We start from the raw sequence: 15,625 nt of genomic DNA on the forward strand, positions 1-15,625 counted from the left end.
GTCGCCGACGCGCGGGGCGGCGCCGGGGGGGAGCACCCGCCGCGCGGGGTCTGCGGCGGCCGGGTGCACCCGCGGCGCCGGGCCGCGGCGGGGGGGGGGGGGGGGGGTGTGGGGGGGGGGGGGGGGCCCCCCCCCCCCCCCGCCCGCCCCCTTCCCACCACGCCCGAAGGGACGTACAGCCATGTCCGTACCCGGATTCCCGTCGCCCGCCGCCGAGCTGGCCGCGGACCGGTTGGCCGCCGACGGGCTGGTCGCCGAGAGACTGGCGGCCGGCACCTGGAACGACGCGGCGGTCAAGTTCGGCAACACCTTCGGCGCCGTCGCCGGTTTCCTCGGCATCCTGCTGGTGGTCTTCCTGGTCGCCGGCCGGGCCCGGGGCCGCCTGGCCCGTCCGCTGGCGGTCGCGGTGTTCCTCGGCCCGGCGGCGCTGCTGCTGGCCGTCGGCCTGGTCGTGCCGCTGGTCCGCACGGTCTACCTCAGCCTCCAGAACGACGACGGCACCCGGTTCGTCGGCGGTGAGAACTTCGGCTGGGCCTTCACCTCCGACTCGGTGCAGAAGGTGCTGGTCAACACGCTGCTCTGGCTGGTGGTCGCGCCGTTGGCGGCGACCGGGCTGGGGCTGGTGCTGGCGCTGCTGGTGGACCGGATGCGCGGCCAGTCGGTGTACAAGTCGCTGATCTTCATGCCGATGGCGATCTCGCTGGTCGGCGCGTCGATCATCTTCAAGTTCGTCTACGAGTCGCGCGGTCCGGGCCAGCCGCAGATCGGCCTGCTCAGCCAGCTCGCCGTCGCGGTGGGCTGGGACGATCCGCCGAACTGGCTGCTCTCTCAGCCGCTGAACACCTTCCTGCTGATGGCGGTGATGGTCTGGGTGCAGACCGGCTTCGCGATGGTGGTGCTGTCGGCGGCGATCAAGGCGATCCCGGACGAGGTCGTGGAGGCGGCCCGGCTGGACGGTGCGAGCGGGGTGCGGCTGTTCTGGTACGTCACGGTGCCGATGATCCGCACCACGGTGATGGTCGTCCTGACCACCGTCATGATCATCACCCTGAAGGCCTTCGACATCGTCCGCACCATGACCGGCGGCAACTTCGGCACCCAGGTGCTGGCCAACGAGATGTACTCGCAGTCCTTCGTGCAGTTCAACTCCGGGCGGGGCAGCGCCCTCGCGGTGCTCCTCTTCCTCGCGGTGCTGCCGCTGGTGGCCTACAACATCCTGCAGCTGCGGAAGGAGCGTGAGGTCCGGTGACCGGGACGGACGGCCGGGAGGGGACGGCGAAGGCGGTGCGGTCGGAGGGGGCGGCACGGCCGGAGGGGGCGGTGCGACCGGCCGGTGCGGTGCGGCCGGTGCGGAAGGCCTTCAGCAGTCCGCTGGCCTCGGTGTTCGTGATCGCGATGACGGTGCTCTGGACGGTCCCGACGCTGGGTCTGCTGGTGACCTCGCTGCGGCCCAAGCAGGACGTGACCGCCAGCGGCTGGTGGAACGCCTTCCTCCACCCCGACCTCGGCCTCGGCAACTACCACTCGGTGCTGTTCGAGGGCGGATCCGGGGTGTCCACCGGCCTGATGCCCTTCCTGGTCAACTCGCTGGCGATCAGCATCCCGGCGACGGTCTTCCCGCTGGCGCTGGCGGCGATGGCGGCGTACGCGCTGGCCTGGGTGCGGTTCCGGGGGAGCGACGCGGTCTTCTTCACGGTGTTCGCGCTCCAGGTGGTGCCGCTCCAGATGGCGCTGATCCCGCTGCTGCGGCTGTTCGCCGGCGGCGCGCACCTGGGCGCGCTGACGCTGATTCCGGCGGTGGACCTGAAGGGCAGCTACGCGCCGGTCTGGCTGGCGCACACCATGTTCGCGTTGCCGCTGGCGGTGTTCCTGCTGCACAACTTCATCGCCCAGCTGCCGCGCGACCTGATGGAGGCCGCGGTGGTGGACGGCGCCTCGCACTTCAAGATCTTCCGCTCCATCGTGCTGCCGCTGTGCACCCCGGCGCTGGCCTCGTTCGCGATCTTCCAGTTCCTGTGGGTCTGGAACGACCTGCTGGTGGCGCTGACCTTCGCGGGCGGCACGCCGGAGGTGGCGCCGATGACGGTGCGGCTGGCGCAGCTGTCCGGCTCGCTCGGCGGGCGCTGGGAGCTGCTGACGGCCGGGGCGTTCCTGTCGATCGTCGTGCCGCTGATCGTCTTCTTCAGTCTCCAGCGGTACTTCGTCCGCGGGCTGCTGGCCGGGTCGGTGAAGGGGTAGCGGGGGAGTCCTTGGTGGTGAGGGCGTTCTGAACGCGTTCAGAGCTGACTTTTGAACCTGTTCAGAATGGTCTACAGTCGGCAGCGGCCGGGGCGCCGGGAGCGCCCGCCGGTGGACCGCCCGACGGGCGGCCGCCGCATGCCCGCCGACCACTGAGGGGGACTCATGTCTGGTCCGTCCGTTCCTGCCGCGTCCGATTCGCCCGGTTCATCTGGCCTGCCCGGCTCGCCCGGCTCCACCGGTTCGACCGAGCCGCAGGGGGCCTCCAAGGTGCCGGGGGCGTCCGAGGTGCCGGGGGCGACCGGGGTTCCGGGCCTGTCCGGGGCGACCGAGGAGGCCGGGGCGGCCGGCCCGACCGAGCCGCACAACCCCTATGACGCGTACGACCCGTACGGCCCGTACCGTGCGACGGGCCCCGGCCCGCAGGGACCGCAGGGACCGCAGGGACCGCAGGGACCGCAGGGACCGCAGGGACCGTCGGGACCGCAGGGACCGTCGGGACCGCAGGGGCCGTCGGGCCGGCAAGGGCGGCCGGGCCCGGACCGGGTTCCCGGTGCGCCCGCGCCCTCGACCGGTGCGTGGCTGCGCCGCAGCGACCCCGAACGCCGGGCGGCGGCCACGCCCGGGGGCGCCCTGGCGGCCCTGCTCACCGGCCTGCTGACGGCCTGGCTGCTCTTCGACGGCCTGGGGCCCAACCTGCTGGTGCTCGGCGCCGCCGTCGCCGCCGGGGCGGGGGTCACCGCCCGGGCGGCCGGTCGCCGGATCCGGCCCTGGACGGCGGCGTGGAGCCTGCTCGCCCTCGCCCTGCTCGCCGTTCCGGCCTGCTGGGACGCCTCCTGGCCCACCGCGCTGGCCGCCGTCGGCGCGCTCGCGCTGGCCTCGCTGGCCCTGCACGGCGGCCGCCGCTGGGCGGGCGTGCTGCTCCCGCTGCCCGGCATCCTGTGGCAGCTGGTGCCCTCGGTGGTCTGGGCCTGGGAGAGCGTGGACCGGCGGAACCTGCCCGGCCGCGGCCGGATTGTCCCGGTGCTCAAGGCGCTCGCGGTCGCCGCCGGCCTGCTGACCGTTTTCGGCCTGCTGTTCGCCAGTGCCGACGCCGCCATGGCGGACCTGCTGGGCAGCCTCAGCCCGGACCTCGACCTCGACCAACTCCCGGGGCGCGGTGCCTTGTTCGTGCTCGGGGCGGCGACCGCGCTGGGCTTCGCGCACATCGCCGCCGGCCCGCGCCGCTGGGACCGTACGGCGATCCGGCCGGGCCGCGAGCGGCGCCGGCTGGAGTGGGCGCTGCCGCTGGTCGCGCTCAACCTGATGTTCGGCGTCTTCGCCGTGATCCAGGCCGTGGTGGTGCTCGGCGGGGCGGACGCCGTGCTGAGCACCACCGGGATGAGCCGCTCCGCGTACGCCCGGCAGGGCTTCTGGCAGCTGAGCGTGATCACCGTGCTCACGCTGGTCGTGGTGGCGGTCGCCAAGCGGTGGGCGCCGCGCAGCACCGCGGCCGACCGCCGGATGGCGCGGATCCTGCTCGGGCTGCTCTGCCTGCTGGCGCTGGCCGTGGTCGCCTCGGCGCTCGGCCGGATGTGGTTCTACGTGGACGCCTCCGGGCTCACCCGGCTACGGCTCTGGGTGCTGGTGGTCGAGGTCTGGCTGGGCGCCGTCTTCCTGCTGCTGATCGCGGCAGGGCTGACCCGCCGCACCGGCTGGCTGCCGCGCGTCGTCGTCCTCAGCGGGATGCTCACCGTCGCGGTCTACGGCCTGATGGGCCCGGACGCGATCGTCGCCGAGCAGAACGTCACCCGGTACGAGCGGGCGCTGCGGACCGACCCGCACACCGCGGCGATCGACCTGCGCAACGTCCGCCGGCTCGCGGCGGACGCGGTGCCCGCCCTGGACCGGCTCCCCGAGCCGCAGCGGAGCTGTGCGCTGCAGCTGATCGGTCAGGGCGTGGGCGGAGCGTCGAAGCCCTGGTACGCGACCAACCTGGCGGCCGCCCGGGCCCGGGAGATCCTGGCGGAGCGGCCGTTGATGGACTCGACGGCGCCCGGCCGCACGGCCTGCGACTGGGCGAAGCTGGCGTACGAGGACAGGTAGGACGGCCGGGGCGGGGCCCGCGGACGGCGGCAGGGCCGGTCGGGAGCGTGCTGCTCCCGGCCGGCCCTGCGTCTTGCGGCGGCTTGTTGTGCCTGGTTGTGGCGTGTCGCGCGGTGTCGCGGTGTCGCCGTGTCGTGACGGCGTCGGACTGTCGGACTGCCGTGACGGTGTCGGAGTGCCGTGACGGTGTCAGTGCATCGCGACGGCGGAGGAGCCGCTCGGCAGGTCGCCGGCCTTGGCCTTGATCGCGAAGACCGCGACGAGCAGGGCGACCGCCGCGAGCGCGGCGCCCACGATGAAGCCGTGCGAAATGCCCTGGGTGAGCACGGTGTTGGCGGCGTCCGTGCCCGGCGGGAACTCGTGGTGCTGCTGGAGGTAGGCCAGCTGATCCGGCGTCGCGCTCGCCATGAACTTCGGCAGCTGCGCGGTGGCCTCCGCCGTGGCGTAGTGCGCGAAGACCGTGGTCAGGATCGACAGGCCGAGCGAACCGCCGATCTGCTGCATCGAGTTGAGGAGGCCGGAGGCGGCGCCGGTCTCCTCGCCCGGGACACCGGCGACGGAGAGCAGCATCACCGGGACGAAGATCAGACCCATGCCGAAGCCGAACACCACCGTGGGGCCGAGCACCCCGTCCAGGTAACCGCTGTCCTTGCTCATCTGGGTCAGCCAGCCGAGCCCGACGGTGACCAGCAGCGCGCCGCCCGCCATGAAGGGCTTCGGGCCGTACTTGGCCTGGAGGTTGGAGGCGATCTGCGCGGCGATGATGATCGCGACGCTGATCGGGAGGAAGGAGACGCCGGCCTTCAGCGGGCTGTAGCCGAGCGGACCCTGCACGAACAGCACGACGTAGAAGAAGATGCCGAACATGGCCGCGGCCAGGCAGAGCATCATCACCAGGCCGCCGGTGCGGTTCCGGTCGGCGAACAGGTGCATCGGGGTGATCGGCTGGTCGGTGCGGCTCTCCACCACGAGGAAGGCCGCGAGCAGGATCGCGCCGGCCGCGAAGGAGCCGATCGTGATGCCGTCCGACCAGCCGTCCGAGGCGGCCCGGATGAATCCGTAGACCAGGCCGACCAGGCCGAGTGTCGAGGTGAGCGCGCCGGGCAGGTCGAAGCGGCCCGGGTGGCGCTCGGACTCGGCGATGTAGCGCGGCGCGGCTATCGCGATCAGGATCGCGATCGGCACGTTGACGAAGAACACCCAGCGCCAGTTCAGGTACTCGGTGAGCAGACCACCGGCCAGCAGGCCGATCGCGGCGCCCGAACCGGCGACCGCCGAGAACACGCCGAACGCGCGGTTGCGCTCGGGCCCCTCGTCGAAGTTGGTCGCGATCAGGGCGAAGGCGGTCGGGGAACAGATCGCGCCACCGATGCCCTGGAGCGCGCGGGCGGCCAGCAGCAGAGTGCTGTCCTGCGCGAACCCGCCGAGCAGCGAGGCCAGGCCGAACAGCAGGGTGCCGAAGATGAACACCCGGCGGCGGCCGAGGATGTCGCCCGCGCGACCGCCGAGCAGCAGCAGCCCGCCGAAGGTCAGGGTGTAGGCGTTGATGACCCACGACAGGTCGGTGGTGGAGAAGCCCAGGGCGTCCTTGATGTGCGGAAGCGCGATGTTCACGATGGTCGCGTCGAGGACCACCATGAGCTGGGTGGCCGCGATGACCGTCAGGGTGATGCCCTTGCCCCGCCCCTGGCTGGTCCGCGGTGGCGAGTTCTTGCTGAGCGTGTCGGAGATGGCCACGAATGCGCCCCCTGCTGGCTGTGTGCTCGGTGGTGCGGTTCGGCGGAGTCGCCGGTCCGGGTGCGGCCGCGCGCCCTTGCGCGGGCCGAGAAGGAACGGGATCGTTCACTAATCGGGACGATATCCTGGCCGTGATTGTGAACGCAAGCGTTCCTTAAGGATGGTGGCGATGGAGCGGTTGGTGCGGCGCCTGATGGCGGACCGGTCCGGTCGGTCGCGGGGAGGCTCCCCGGGGGGTTCGCCGGGAGGGTCAGCGGGCTCGGCCGGCCAGGCGGACCCGGCGCCGGGGGAGGCGACTGTTCGGCCTGCGGAGGCGGACGCCGGGGCGGCGGTCGCGGGGCAGGGCGCCGGAGCCGGCGCGGAGCCGGGCGGCAGGCCGGGCGCGGACCCGGCCTTCTGCCCGGTGCGGGCTGCCCAGCAGGCGCTGAGGCGGCCGACGCGGCGCCGGGGGAAGGAACTGGAGGCGGCGATCTTCGAGGCCGCGCTCGACCAGCTCACCTCCGGCGGATACGCGCGGCTGACCATGGAAGGGGTCGCCAGTGCGGCGCGGACCGGGAAGGCCGCGCTCTACCGGCGCTGGGCGTCCAAGGACGAACTCGTTCTCGACGCCCTGGACGCCACTCTCCCACGCCCTTACGACACCCCCGACCTCGGGTCCGCACGGGACGAACTCCACCAGCTCGTCGAGGGGTTCACGAAGGCGATGACCTCCCGGGTGGGCTCCGCGCTCAATGCGCTGATGGGCGAGATCGACCACGAGCGGGCCGAGGTCTTCAAGGCCTTCGTCACCGACCGGGTCATCGAGCCGACCGCGCGGACCATCCTGGAGATCCTGTGCCGCGGCGCCGAGCGCGGCGACGTCCGGCCCGGCGCGGCCACCCCCCTGGTCGCGGACGTCATCCCGGCGGTACTGCTCTACCAGGTCAAGATCCGCGGGCTGGAGAACATGGGGCCGGGCTTCGCCGGCCGGCTGGTGGACGAGGTGCTGGAGCCGATGATCCGGGCCTGAGGCGCCCGGCGCCGGGCGCGCGGAGCGTGCCGCCCGGCGGCCCGGACGGTCGGGCCCCGCCCGCCCGTCGACGGACCTGCCCGTCCGGGAGGGCGGACTCGGCGGTCGCGGGCCGGGCTTAGGCTGGAGGCTGCCCCCGCTGAACGGAAGACGCCATGCCCATCGTCCCCCCGACGCACTCCGTCGAACGCTCGCTCCGCCGGGCCGGCGCCAAGATCGTCGTCGGTCTCGACGAGGTCGGGCGCGGCGCCTGGGCCGGGCCGGTCACCGTGGGCGCGGCCGTCACCGGCCTGCGCAAGGCGCCGGAGGGGCTGACCGACTCCAAGCTGCTCACCGAGCTGCGCCGCCGCGCGCTCGCCCCCGTGCTCGCCGACTGGGTCACCGCGTACGCGCTCGGGCAGGCCTCCCCGCAGGAGTGCGACGAGCTCGGCATGACGGCGGCGCTGCGGCTGGCCGCCGTCCGCGCGCTGGAGGCGCTGCCGGTCGAACCCGACGCGGTGATCCTGGACGGCAAGCACGACTACCTCGGCGGCCCCTGGCGGGTGCGCACGGTGATCAAGGGCGACCAGTCCTGCATCTGCGTGTCCGCCGCCTCGGTGCTCGCCAAGGTCCACCGCGACGGCCTGATGGCCGAACTGGGCGAGGGGTGCCCGGAGTACGGCTTCGCCGACAACGCCGGCTACCCGTCCCCGGTGCACCGCGCCGCGCTGGAGGAGTTCGGCCCCACCGGGCACCACCGGCTCTCCTGGGCGTACATGGACGCACTGCCGAAGTGGAGCCATCTCAAGCGCGTCCGGGAGGGTGCGGGCGGCGGCCGTGGGTCCGCCGACGAACAGTTGACGCTCGGTTTCTGACGATCCGTCTGGAATTGCCCCGGGAGGGGGCGGCAGGAGACCGGTGCCCAATGGGTGGGGCGCCCGTGCGCGTCCGACCGGCATTTGATAGATATCCGGGTATGCCTGTCTTCCCCGAGGAGCCGGAGATTCACGAGAGCATCCCGGGCCCCGGCGTTCCCTTCCCCCGCGAGTCGGACGCACAAGCCCCCGCCACCGCACCCACCACCACCGTCGCCGCCCCGGCCCCGGTGCCCGGCCCCCGTCCGGCGCCTCCGCGCCCGGTCCCGCCGCGCGCCGCCCGTCCGGGCCCGCCGCGACTGATCCCCAAGCCCGGGCCGGCACCGCGCCGCCCGGCTCCCGCCGCACCGCAGGTGGAGGTCCAACGGATCGCCGCCACCCCGGCGCGGGCCGTGGAGCACGCCGACGAGGCGGTCGACCTGCTGTTGGAGTCCGGCCGCGATCCGGGCGACATCCTGGTGCTGACGGTCGGCGAGGCCCACCCGTGGCAGCAGCACGAGCTCTCCTTCGGTGAGGAGCGCTACTGGGCGCAGCTCGCCGAGGGCGGGGACGTGTTCTACGCGGACGCCGCGCTGACCCGTCCGGTCACCCGCGAGGTGGTCGTCCTGGTGGTCAACGGCGGACCGTCCGCCCGGGCCGCCGAGGCGTACACCAAGGCGTTCGGCCACGCGACCGCGCTGCTGGTGGTCTGCGGCGACGCCGGCCCGGCTGCCGTGGGCGCGGCCGGAGCCGCGCCGAGCCGTCCGGTCAAGGCCTGACCACAGTCGTCCACCCCGGGCCCGGTGCCGTCGTACGGTGCCGGGCCCGGGGTCCGTCCCACGGCGCCCGGGGCCGACGGTGTCGTCGGTGTCGGCAGGTGTCGACGGTCGGCGGTCGACGGCCCGGTGGGGCCGGTGGCCGGTGCGGACTCAGCCCGTGCCGGTGCGGCGCGTCGGTTCGGCCGCTGCGACCCGCGCCGCTGCCCACGGGGGCTCGGACTTCGGGGAGCGTGCCGCGTCCTCGCCGCGCTCGGCCTGGTCGGCGGTCTGTTGGCGGGTGCGGTGGTTGCGCGGGGCGTCCAGCGCCGAGCGCGGCGGCAGTTCCGTCACGGTGTGCACCGGCCCGTCGGCCCACGAGCCCGCGTGCGGGTTGCGTCCGCCCCGTCCGTCCCCGAGGACCTGCCAACCCGCCGGGGTGAGCCCGATGTACGCGCCGCAGCGCAGTCCGTGGAGTGCGGACGCGTCTCTCAGTGCCCACATCCAGGCGCCGTCCTGCTCCGTCCAGCCGGGTGCGCCGTCGCGGCAGCGCAGCAGCACGGCCGTCCGGGCCGGCTCGGACCGTCGCAGGTCGTGCGGAATGATCCGGCGCAGGTGGGTCAGCAGCGCGTTGCGGTGCTGCCAGCCGTCGGTGTCGTGCGGCCAGGGGGTGAACGAGGCCGAGGCGACGAGGCGGTGGAGCGCGTCCACGACGGCGACCACGACGGTGCCCGGCTGCGGCAGGTGATGCTGGTGCAGTTCCAGGACGAACTCGCGGGGGTCGCGCAGCAACGGGATCCCCGAGGCGGTCCAGGTCTCCAGGTCCAGCACCCGTCTGGGTTCCGGACTCCCGGAGAATGGATTCTGACCTCGGTCGATACCGTTGATCACGATCCTCCTTCCTGGCCCGTGGGCAGGCGGGTGCCTGGGTACGCCGAAGGGCGGGGCCAGCGGACCGGGTTTCGGGTACCTCCCAATTCTCAGGGCATCGGGGGCAGAGCGGCAATGATGAAAAGATGAACGCCACCCGATAGCCCATGGTCTGCCGGATATGTTCCACAGCGGACCGAGTGCCGAGCAGGCGCCTCCAGGCCTTGATCCACAGCGCCCTGAGGGCAGGGCGAACCGTCGTCGGCATGGTGAGCACTCCTTTCCCGGATCGTTCGGCCGGTGTGATCGAAATCGCTTCGCCTGATCCTTTCTGTTAGGCCATTCGGGTGAGTGGGTGGGCTTCGTCGACGGCCTTCCGCCGTCCCGTCACCCCTGCACGGCCAGCACCAGCGGCAGCACCGCGCTCGCCCCCGCCCGGCGCAGCAGCCGGGCGGCCACGGTGACCGTCCAGCCCGAATCGACGAGGTCGTCCACCAGGAGCACCGGCCCACCGGCGGCCGCCACCGCCTGCTCCACCTCCGGGGGCAGGACCAGCGCGCCGGCCAGCGAGTGCAGCCGCTGGGCGCTGTTGCTGCGGGCACCGTGCGGGGGCAGCCCGCCGGCGTAGTCGATCCCGCCGAGCAGCGGCAGCCGCCCGACCTCGGCGATCCGGGCGCCCAGGCTGCCGACCAGCCGCGGCCTGGTCGAGGAGGCCATCGTCACCACGCCGACCGGCCGCTCCAGCCGGGCGCCCTCCGTCGTCGCGGGCCCGGCCCAGCCGCCCGGGCCCCGGGCCCAGTCGGCGAGCACCGCCACCAGCGCGTCCACCGCCTCGCCGGGCACCGGCACGTCCGGCGCCTGCTCGGCGAGCAGGGTGCGCAGCCGGGTGCCCCAGCCGATGTCGGACAGCCGGCCCAGCGCCCGGCCGGTCTCCGCCTGCTCGCCCGCCGGGATCCGGCCCTTGAGCGGCACCCCCAGCGAGTCCATCCCGGTCGGCCACAGCCGGCGCGGCTCGAAGCTCACGCCGGGGCGGCCGAGCGCGGCCCGGGCGGCCGCCAGCGCCTCCGCGGAGACGTCCGGGGTGTGCAGCGGCCCGGCGCAGTTGTCGCACCGCCCGCACGGTACGGCCTGCTCGTCGTCCAGCTGGCGGCGCAGGAACTCCATCCGGCAGCCGGTGCCCGCCGCATAGTCGCGCATCGCCCGCTGCTCCGCCTCCCGGGAGGCGGCGACCTTGGCGTAGCGGGCGCCGTCGTACGCCCAGCTCTGCCCGGTGGCCGTCCAGCCGCCCTTGACCCGGCGGACGGCGCCGTCGACGTCGAGCACCTTGAGCATGGTCTCCAGCCGTGCCCGGCGCAGGTCCACCCGGGGCTCCAGGGCGGCGGTGGAGAGCGGTCGGCCGGCCTCGGCGAGGGCGTCGATGGTGCGGCGCACCTGCTCCTCCGGCGGGAAGGCCAGCGAGGCGAAGTAGCGCCAGATCGCCTCGTCCTCGCGCCCGGGCAGCAGCAGCACCTCGGCCCGGTCCACCCCGCGCCCGGCGCGGCCGACCTGCTGGTAGTAGGCGATCGGCGAGCTGGGCGAGCCGAGGTGCACCACGAAGCCGAGGTCGGGCTTGTCGAAGCCCATGCCGAGTGCGGAGGTGGCGACCAGCGCCTTGACCCGGTTGGCCAGCAGGTCGGCCTCGGCGGTGCGGCGCTCGGCGTCCTCGGTGCGGCCGGAGTAGGAGGCCACCGGGAAGCCGCGCTCGCGCAGGAAGGCCGTCACCTCCTCGGCGGCGGCCACCGTCAGGGTGTAGACGATGCCCGAGCCGGGGAGCCGTTCGAGGTGGTCGGCGAGCCAGGCGAGGCGGTGGGCCGGGTCGGGCAGGGAGAGCACGCCCAGGGTGAGGCTCTCCCGGTCGAGCGGCCCGCGCAGCACCAGGGCGTGCTCGTCGGTGGTGCCGGTGCCGAGCTGTTCGGCGACGTCCGCGGTGACCCGGGCGTTCGCGGTGGCGGTGGTGGCCAGCACCGGGACGCCGGCCGGCAGGTCCGCCAGCATGGTGCGCAGCCGGCGGTAGTCGGGGCGGAAGTCGTGCCCCCAGTCCGAGATGCAGTGGGCCTCGTCGACCACCAGCAGGCCGGTGGAGGCGGCGAGCTCGGGCAGCACCTGGTCGCGGAAGTCCGGGTTGTTCAGCCGCTCGGGGCTGACCAGCAGGATGTCGACCTTCCCCGCGGCGACCTCCTCCTGGATCGCGGCCCACTCGTCGCTGTTGGCCGAGTTGATGGTGCGGGCGTGGATGCCGGCCCGGCCGGCCGACTCGACCTGGTTGCGCATCAGGGCGAGCAGCGGCGAGACGATCACCGTCGGCCCGGAGCCGCGGGCCCGGAGCAGGGCGGTGGCGATGAAGTAGACCGCGGACTTCCCCCAGCCGGTGCGCTGGACGACCAGGGCACGGCGGCGGTCGACCACGAGGGCCTCGATGGCCGTCCACTGGTCCTCGCGCAGGGTGGCTCCGGGGCCGGCGAGCTCGCGCAGGACGGCCTCGGCCCGCGCCCGGACCTCGGCGCGGTCGGCGGTGCTGGTGGTGTGGGTGTCGGGCTGCTGCATGGCGTCCATGTAACCCCGTACCGCTGACAAGCGACGAATGCGGGGGAGGGGCAGCAGGGGAAGGCGGGGTGTATTTCATCCGCTGATCCGCTGAACGGCAGACAAAATCCACCCGTGGGAGTGAGTCTTGTCTACTCCGAATGAGCTAAGGAAAATTCGGGGGCGGAGTTATCCACAGAAAAAACTTGGTTCCGGCGTCGTCCGCGGATTGCGTCCACTCTTGCGGCCATGAACGCGATGAACAACGAACACGTCATTATGTCCCTCGGTCCGGCCTCCGACCACCGGTCGGTCGTCATGCGCGGCCCGGCCGACATGGCCGAGCTGCTTCCGTACTTCCTGGGCTTCTACCCGGACGACAGCATCGTCGCGGTCGGGCTCCACGGCCCCGGCCTCCACCAGGGCGGGGTGATCCGGGCGGACCTGCCGCGGTCGCCCGCGCAGTGGCCGGCCGCGGCGGAGGAGACGGCCGCCCTGCTGGTCGCCCTCTCCGACCGGCACGGCGCCCGGCCGCTCCAGGTGCTCCTCTACCTCTGCCAGGATCCCGGCACGGCCCACGCCCCTCCGGTGGTGGACGGGCTGCGGCCGCTGGCGCAGGCCCTCCGGGCGGCCTTCGGGCGCCGGGGCGTGGCCGTCAAGGAGTCGCTGTGCGTCTCGGACGGCCGCTGGTGGTCCTTCCTCTGCCGCGGCGACGGCTGCTGCGACGCGGCCGGCAATCCGGTGCGGCGCAGCCCCGACCCCGGTCCGGCGGCCGCCGCCGCGACGGTCGCCGGCCTGGTGCCGCGCGGCAGCCGGAAGGCGATCATCGGCGGGCTGGAGCCCGTCGGCCCGCCGGAGGCCGTCGCCCAGCGCGAGGCGCTCGCCCGGGCGGAGGCCGTGGACGCCCTCGCCAGGGAGCAGCGCATCGCCCTGCTCGACCAGGCCGTCGCCGAGTTCCGGGCCGGGGCCGGGGAACTCGATCCGGACCGGACGGCCCAACTGCTGCTCGCCCTGCGGGACCGCCTGGTACGGGACCGCGGCGTCGAGTACGCCCGGCCCGACGAGCTGGCCCCGGCCGAGCGGCTCTGGCGCTTCCTCGCCCGGCGGGCCGTGTCGCCCTACGAGGGCTGCGCGGTGGCCCCGCTCACCCTGCTGGCCTGGACGTCCTGGGTCGCGGGGGACACGGCGACGGCCCGGGTCGTGCTCGGCCACGTCCTGCGGCTCGCCCCGGGCTACCTGCTGGCCGAACTGCTCTACGAGTCGCTCAACGACGGCATGACGCCCCAGGGCCTGTTGGCCGCTGTCGAGGCCCAGCGGCGGCGGCGCGAGGAGCCCGAGGCCGCGGCGGCCCCGGTCGACGAACCTCGGCCCCCGGCCGGCGGAGCGTCGAGCGCCGAGGGGTCACCGCCCGCTCAGGAGGTGCCGTCCGGTGGCGCGGCGGCTCCCGGGCCCGCCGCCCCGGGGGCGGGTGCGGCTCCCGGTGAACGGCCCGGACGGTCCGCCGGTGGCCGACGGCATCGGCGGGGCGGTCGCCGGAAGGGCTCGTCCACGGCATCGGCACCGGCCGATCCGGGGCCGGGCGCGCCCGACGGCCCCGACAGCACGGAGCCGCGCGGTGGCGCCGCCGGGGCGGTCGCCCTGCTGCCGGAGCCCGGACGGGTCGAGCAGCCCGGGCACACCCGGGCGGCCGGCGAGCCGTCCGCCCGGGGCCTGCGGCTCGGCCGGGCCGCGGCGTGCGCGCCCGCCGCGGCCCGGACCGGCCTCCACCGCTGCCGGGGCGTCCGGCGGGCGGGGAGGGGGAGCCATCGTGCGCACTGAGCCCCGCGGCACGGCGGCGCCGGCCCGCGGGCGGCTACGCCTCGCCGCGCGCCATCCTGATCAGGCGATCCAGCACCTTGCCGCCGCTCAGCCGAAGGCCGTCGTGCTCCCACTCGTTGGTGATCCAGGCCCGCAGGCCGCGCACCGCGCGCGCGGTCTCCAGCGAGTCGGCGGTGTCCACGTACATGTCGTCGTGGTACACCGCCGCCACGACCGGCACGGTGTTGGCGGCCAGCCGCGCCCGGTCGTACAGGTCGGGCCAGTCGGTGCGGGCGGCGAGCAGGTCCGCGGTCTCCTTCAGCGGGCGCAGCGCCGGGTCGGTGTCGAACATCCAGGGGTAGATCATCTCCCCGGTGAACAGCACCGGCGCGTCGGACTCCAGCGCGGCCCGGGCGTCGAACTGCGGGAACTCCTTGCGGACCCGCTCGGCCGCCCAGGCGGTGCCGCCCTGGTCCACCGACCGCTGGCCGTAGATCGACTCGTGCAGCACCGCGTACAGCGGACCGCCCGCGAAGGAGAGCTGGGCCTGGGCGCCGGCCAGGAAGGTGTCGGAGAGCTCGGGCCCGGCCGAGCCCTCCACCCAGGCCTCCTCCAGCAGGTAGTGGAGCGTGCCGGAGCCGTTGCCACCGCCGAGCAGCAGGCCGAGCAGCTGGAACGCCTCGACGGTGAGCAGCCCGCCGTCCGGCAGGGTCGCGGGGGAGTCGGCGAGGTGGGCCGCGATCCGGCGCACCGCCTGGACGTCCTGCGGGAACCGGGCGTAGTGGTCCTCGTTCTTGCGGACCACCCGCGGGTAGGCGGCGCGGTAGACGTCGTCGGCCGAGCTGCCGAGGCCGGAGAGGCCACCGGTGATGAAGGCCTCGGTCAGGCCCTCGGGGGCGATGGAGAGGTAGGTGAGGGTGCAGAAGCCGCCGAAGCTCTGGCCGAGCACGCTCCAGCGCCGGTCGGCGCCGAGCAGCCGCTCGCGGATCAGCTCGGCGTCCCGGACGATCGAGTCCGCCCGGAAGTGGGCCAGGTAGTCCGCCTGCTCCTGCGGGCCGCCGCGCCGGGCGAGGGTCTGCCGGGTCGCGGGGGTGGAGCGCCCGGTGCCGCGCTGGTCGAGCAGCAGCACCCGGTAGTCGTCCAGGGCGCGCTCCAGCCAGGAGTCCCGGCCGAGCGGGCGGGCCGCCTTGCCGCCGGGACCGCCCTGGAGGAAGAGCAGCCAGGGCAGGTCGTCCCGCTCGCGGCCTGTGGCCACCACCTCGCGGGCGTACACCTCGATCTGCTCGCCCTGCGGGGCGGCGTGGTCGAGCGGCAACTGGAACACGTGGTCGGTCGTGACAACCCCGGGCAGCCGGCTGATGGTGGACATGCAACTCCTCGGTCTCTGCTGGTCACAGCGATGGCGTCGCGGTTCACGGGGTCACCGGGTGCGGGGGCCGCGACCCCCGCACCGTATCCTGGCGGCGGTCGAGCACCGGTTCGACCGCCCCGCCCGCCCGATCGGACGGCCGAGCCCGACCGGCGGACGGCCCGAGCCGGCCCCGGCACCGGCCCGGACGGTGGGCGCCGGCCCCGGAGAGTGGACGGCGACGTGCCTGCAGCGAGGCCCCGGTGACGATCCGACGGAAGTGGTACGACCGCCGAGCCGGGCCGCCCTGACCAGCGGCGCAGCGGCGGGGCGTGACCTGACGGCGGTGCGCGGCGTTCACCCCCGGGGCCTGCACCCGGTTCGGGCGGGC

General features: G+C 74.5%; 11 protein-coding genes. 7 read left to right on the plus strand and 4 right to left on the minus strand.

Annotated elements, in window-relative coordinates; all coding sequences use genetic code 11:
• The first annotated feature begins 181 nt into the window (after positions 1-181).
• From ACFVVA_RS31135 to ACFVVA_RS31145, 3 genes are all read left to right on the plus strand, one after another.
• On the plus strand, positions 182-1,249 hold the full coding sequence (locus ACFVVA_RS31135) for a carbohydrate ABC transporter permease (protein ID WP_387694093.1): 1,068 nt from the start codon (positions 182-184) through the stop codon (positions 1,247-1,249).
• Positions 1,246-2,238 (plus strand): carbohydrate ABC transporter permease, encoded by a 993-nt coding sequence (locus ACFVVA_RS31140; RefSeq protein ID WP_387694095.1) that lies wholly within the window; start codon positions 1,246-1,248, stop codon positions 2,236-2,238. The genes ACFVVA_RS31135 and ACFVVA_RS31140 overlap by 4 nt, the downstream gene beginning before the upstream one ends.
• Before the next feature lie 270 nt (positions 2,239-2,508).
• A complete protein-coding gene (locus tag ACFVVA_RS31145) occupies positions 2,509-4,323 on the plus strand; it encodes a DUF4153 domain-containing protein (RefSeq protein WP_387694096.1) in 1,815 nt (604 codons plus the stop codon).
• Between the two features lie 189 nt (positions 4,324-4,512).
• On the opposite strand, the gene ACFVVA_RS31150 is transcribed toward ACFVVA_RS31145, so the two are convergent.
• Complete coding sequence (locus ACFVVA_RS31150) at positions 4,513-6,060, minus strand: MFS transporter (RefSeq protein ID WP_387694097.1); 1,548 nt, start codon at positions 6,058-6,060, stop codon at positions 4,513-4,515.
• A 403-nt stretch (positions 6,061-6,463) separates the two neighbouring features.
• Here ACFVVA_RS31150 and ACFVVA_RS31155 point away from each other — a divergent pair, with 403 nt between their 5' ends.
• The 3 genes from ACFVVA_RS31155 to ACFVVA_RS31165 all read left to right on the plus strand — a co-directional run bounded on the left by ACFVVA_RS31155 (position 6,464) and on the right by ACFVVA_RS31165 (position 8,681).
• A complete protein-coding gene (locus ACFVVA_RS31155; RefSeq protein ID WP_387694098.1) occupies positions 6,464-7,069 on the plus strand; it encodes a TetR/AcrR family transcriptional regulator in 606 nt (201 codons plus the stop codon).
• Between the two features lie 155 nt (positions 7,070-7,224).
• On the plus strand, positions 7,225-7,923 hold the full coding sequence (locus ACFVVA_RS31160; RefSeq protein WP_387694099.1) for a ribonuclease HII: 699 nt from the start codon (positions 7,225-7,227) through the stop codon (positions 7,921-7,923).
• 101 nt (positions 7,924-8,024) lie between these two features.
• Entirely contained in the window at positions 8,025-8,681 is a 657-nt protein-coding gene (locus ACFVVA_RS31165; protein WP_387694100.1) for a hypothetical protein, read from the plus strand.
• Positions 8,682-8,831: 150 nt separating this feature from the next.
• Here ACFVVA_RS31165 and ACFVVA_RS31170 read toward each other — a convergent pair whose 3' ends face one another.
• Positions 8,832-9,488 (minus strand): hypothetical protein, encoded by a 657-nt coding sequence (locus ACFVVA_RS31170; RefSeq protein WP_387694101.1) that lies wholly within the window; start codon positions 9,486-9,488, stop codon positions 8,832-8,834.
• A gap of 426 nt (positions 9,489-9,914) precedes the next feature.
• Positions 9,915-12,110 carry a RecQ family ATP-dependent DNA helicase gene (locus tag ACFVVA_RS31175; protein ID WP_387694102.1) on the minus strand — a complete coding sequence of 732 codons (2,196 nt, stop codon included), beginning with the start codon at positions 12,108-12,110 and terminating at the stop codon, positions 9,915-9,917.
• 228 nt (positions 12,111-12,338) lie between these two features.
• On the opposite strand from ACFVVA_RS31175, the gene ACFVVA_RS31180 reads away from it, so the two are divergent.
• Positions 12,339-13,907, plus strand: a complete 1,569-nt coding sequence (locus tag ACFVVA_RS31180) for a DUF4192 family protein (protein WP_387694103.1) — start codon at positions 12,339-12,341, stop codon at positions 13,905-13,907.
• 34 nt (positions 13,908-13,941) lie between these two features.
• On the opposite strand, the gene ACFVVA_RS31185 is transcribed toward ACFVVA_RS31180, so the two are convergent.
• A complete protein-coding gene (locus tag ACFVVA_RS31185; protein WP_387694104.1) occupies positions 13,942-15,255 on the minus strand; it encodes an alpha/beta fold hydrolase in 1,314 nt (437 codons plus the stop codon).
• Between the last annotated feature and the right edge of the window lie 370 nt (positions 15,256-15,625).

This window comes from Kitasatospora sp. NPDC058048 (assembly GCF_042885555.1).
Lineage (GTDB): Bacteria > Actinomycetota > Actinomycetes > Streptomycetales > Streptomycetaceae > Kitasatospora > Kitasatospora lactacystinica.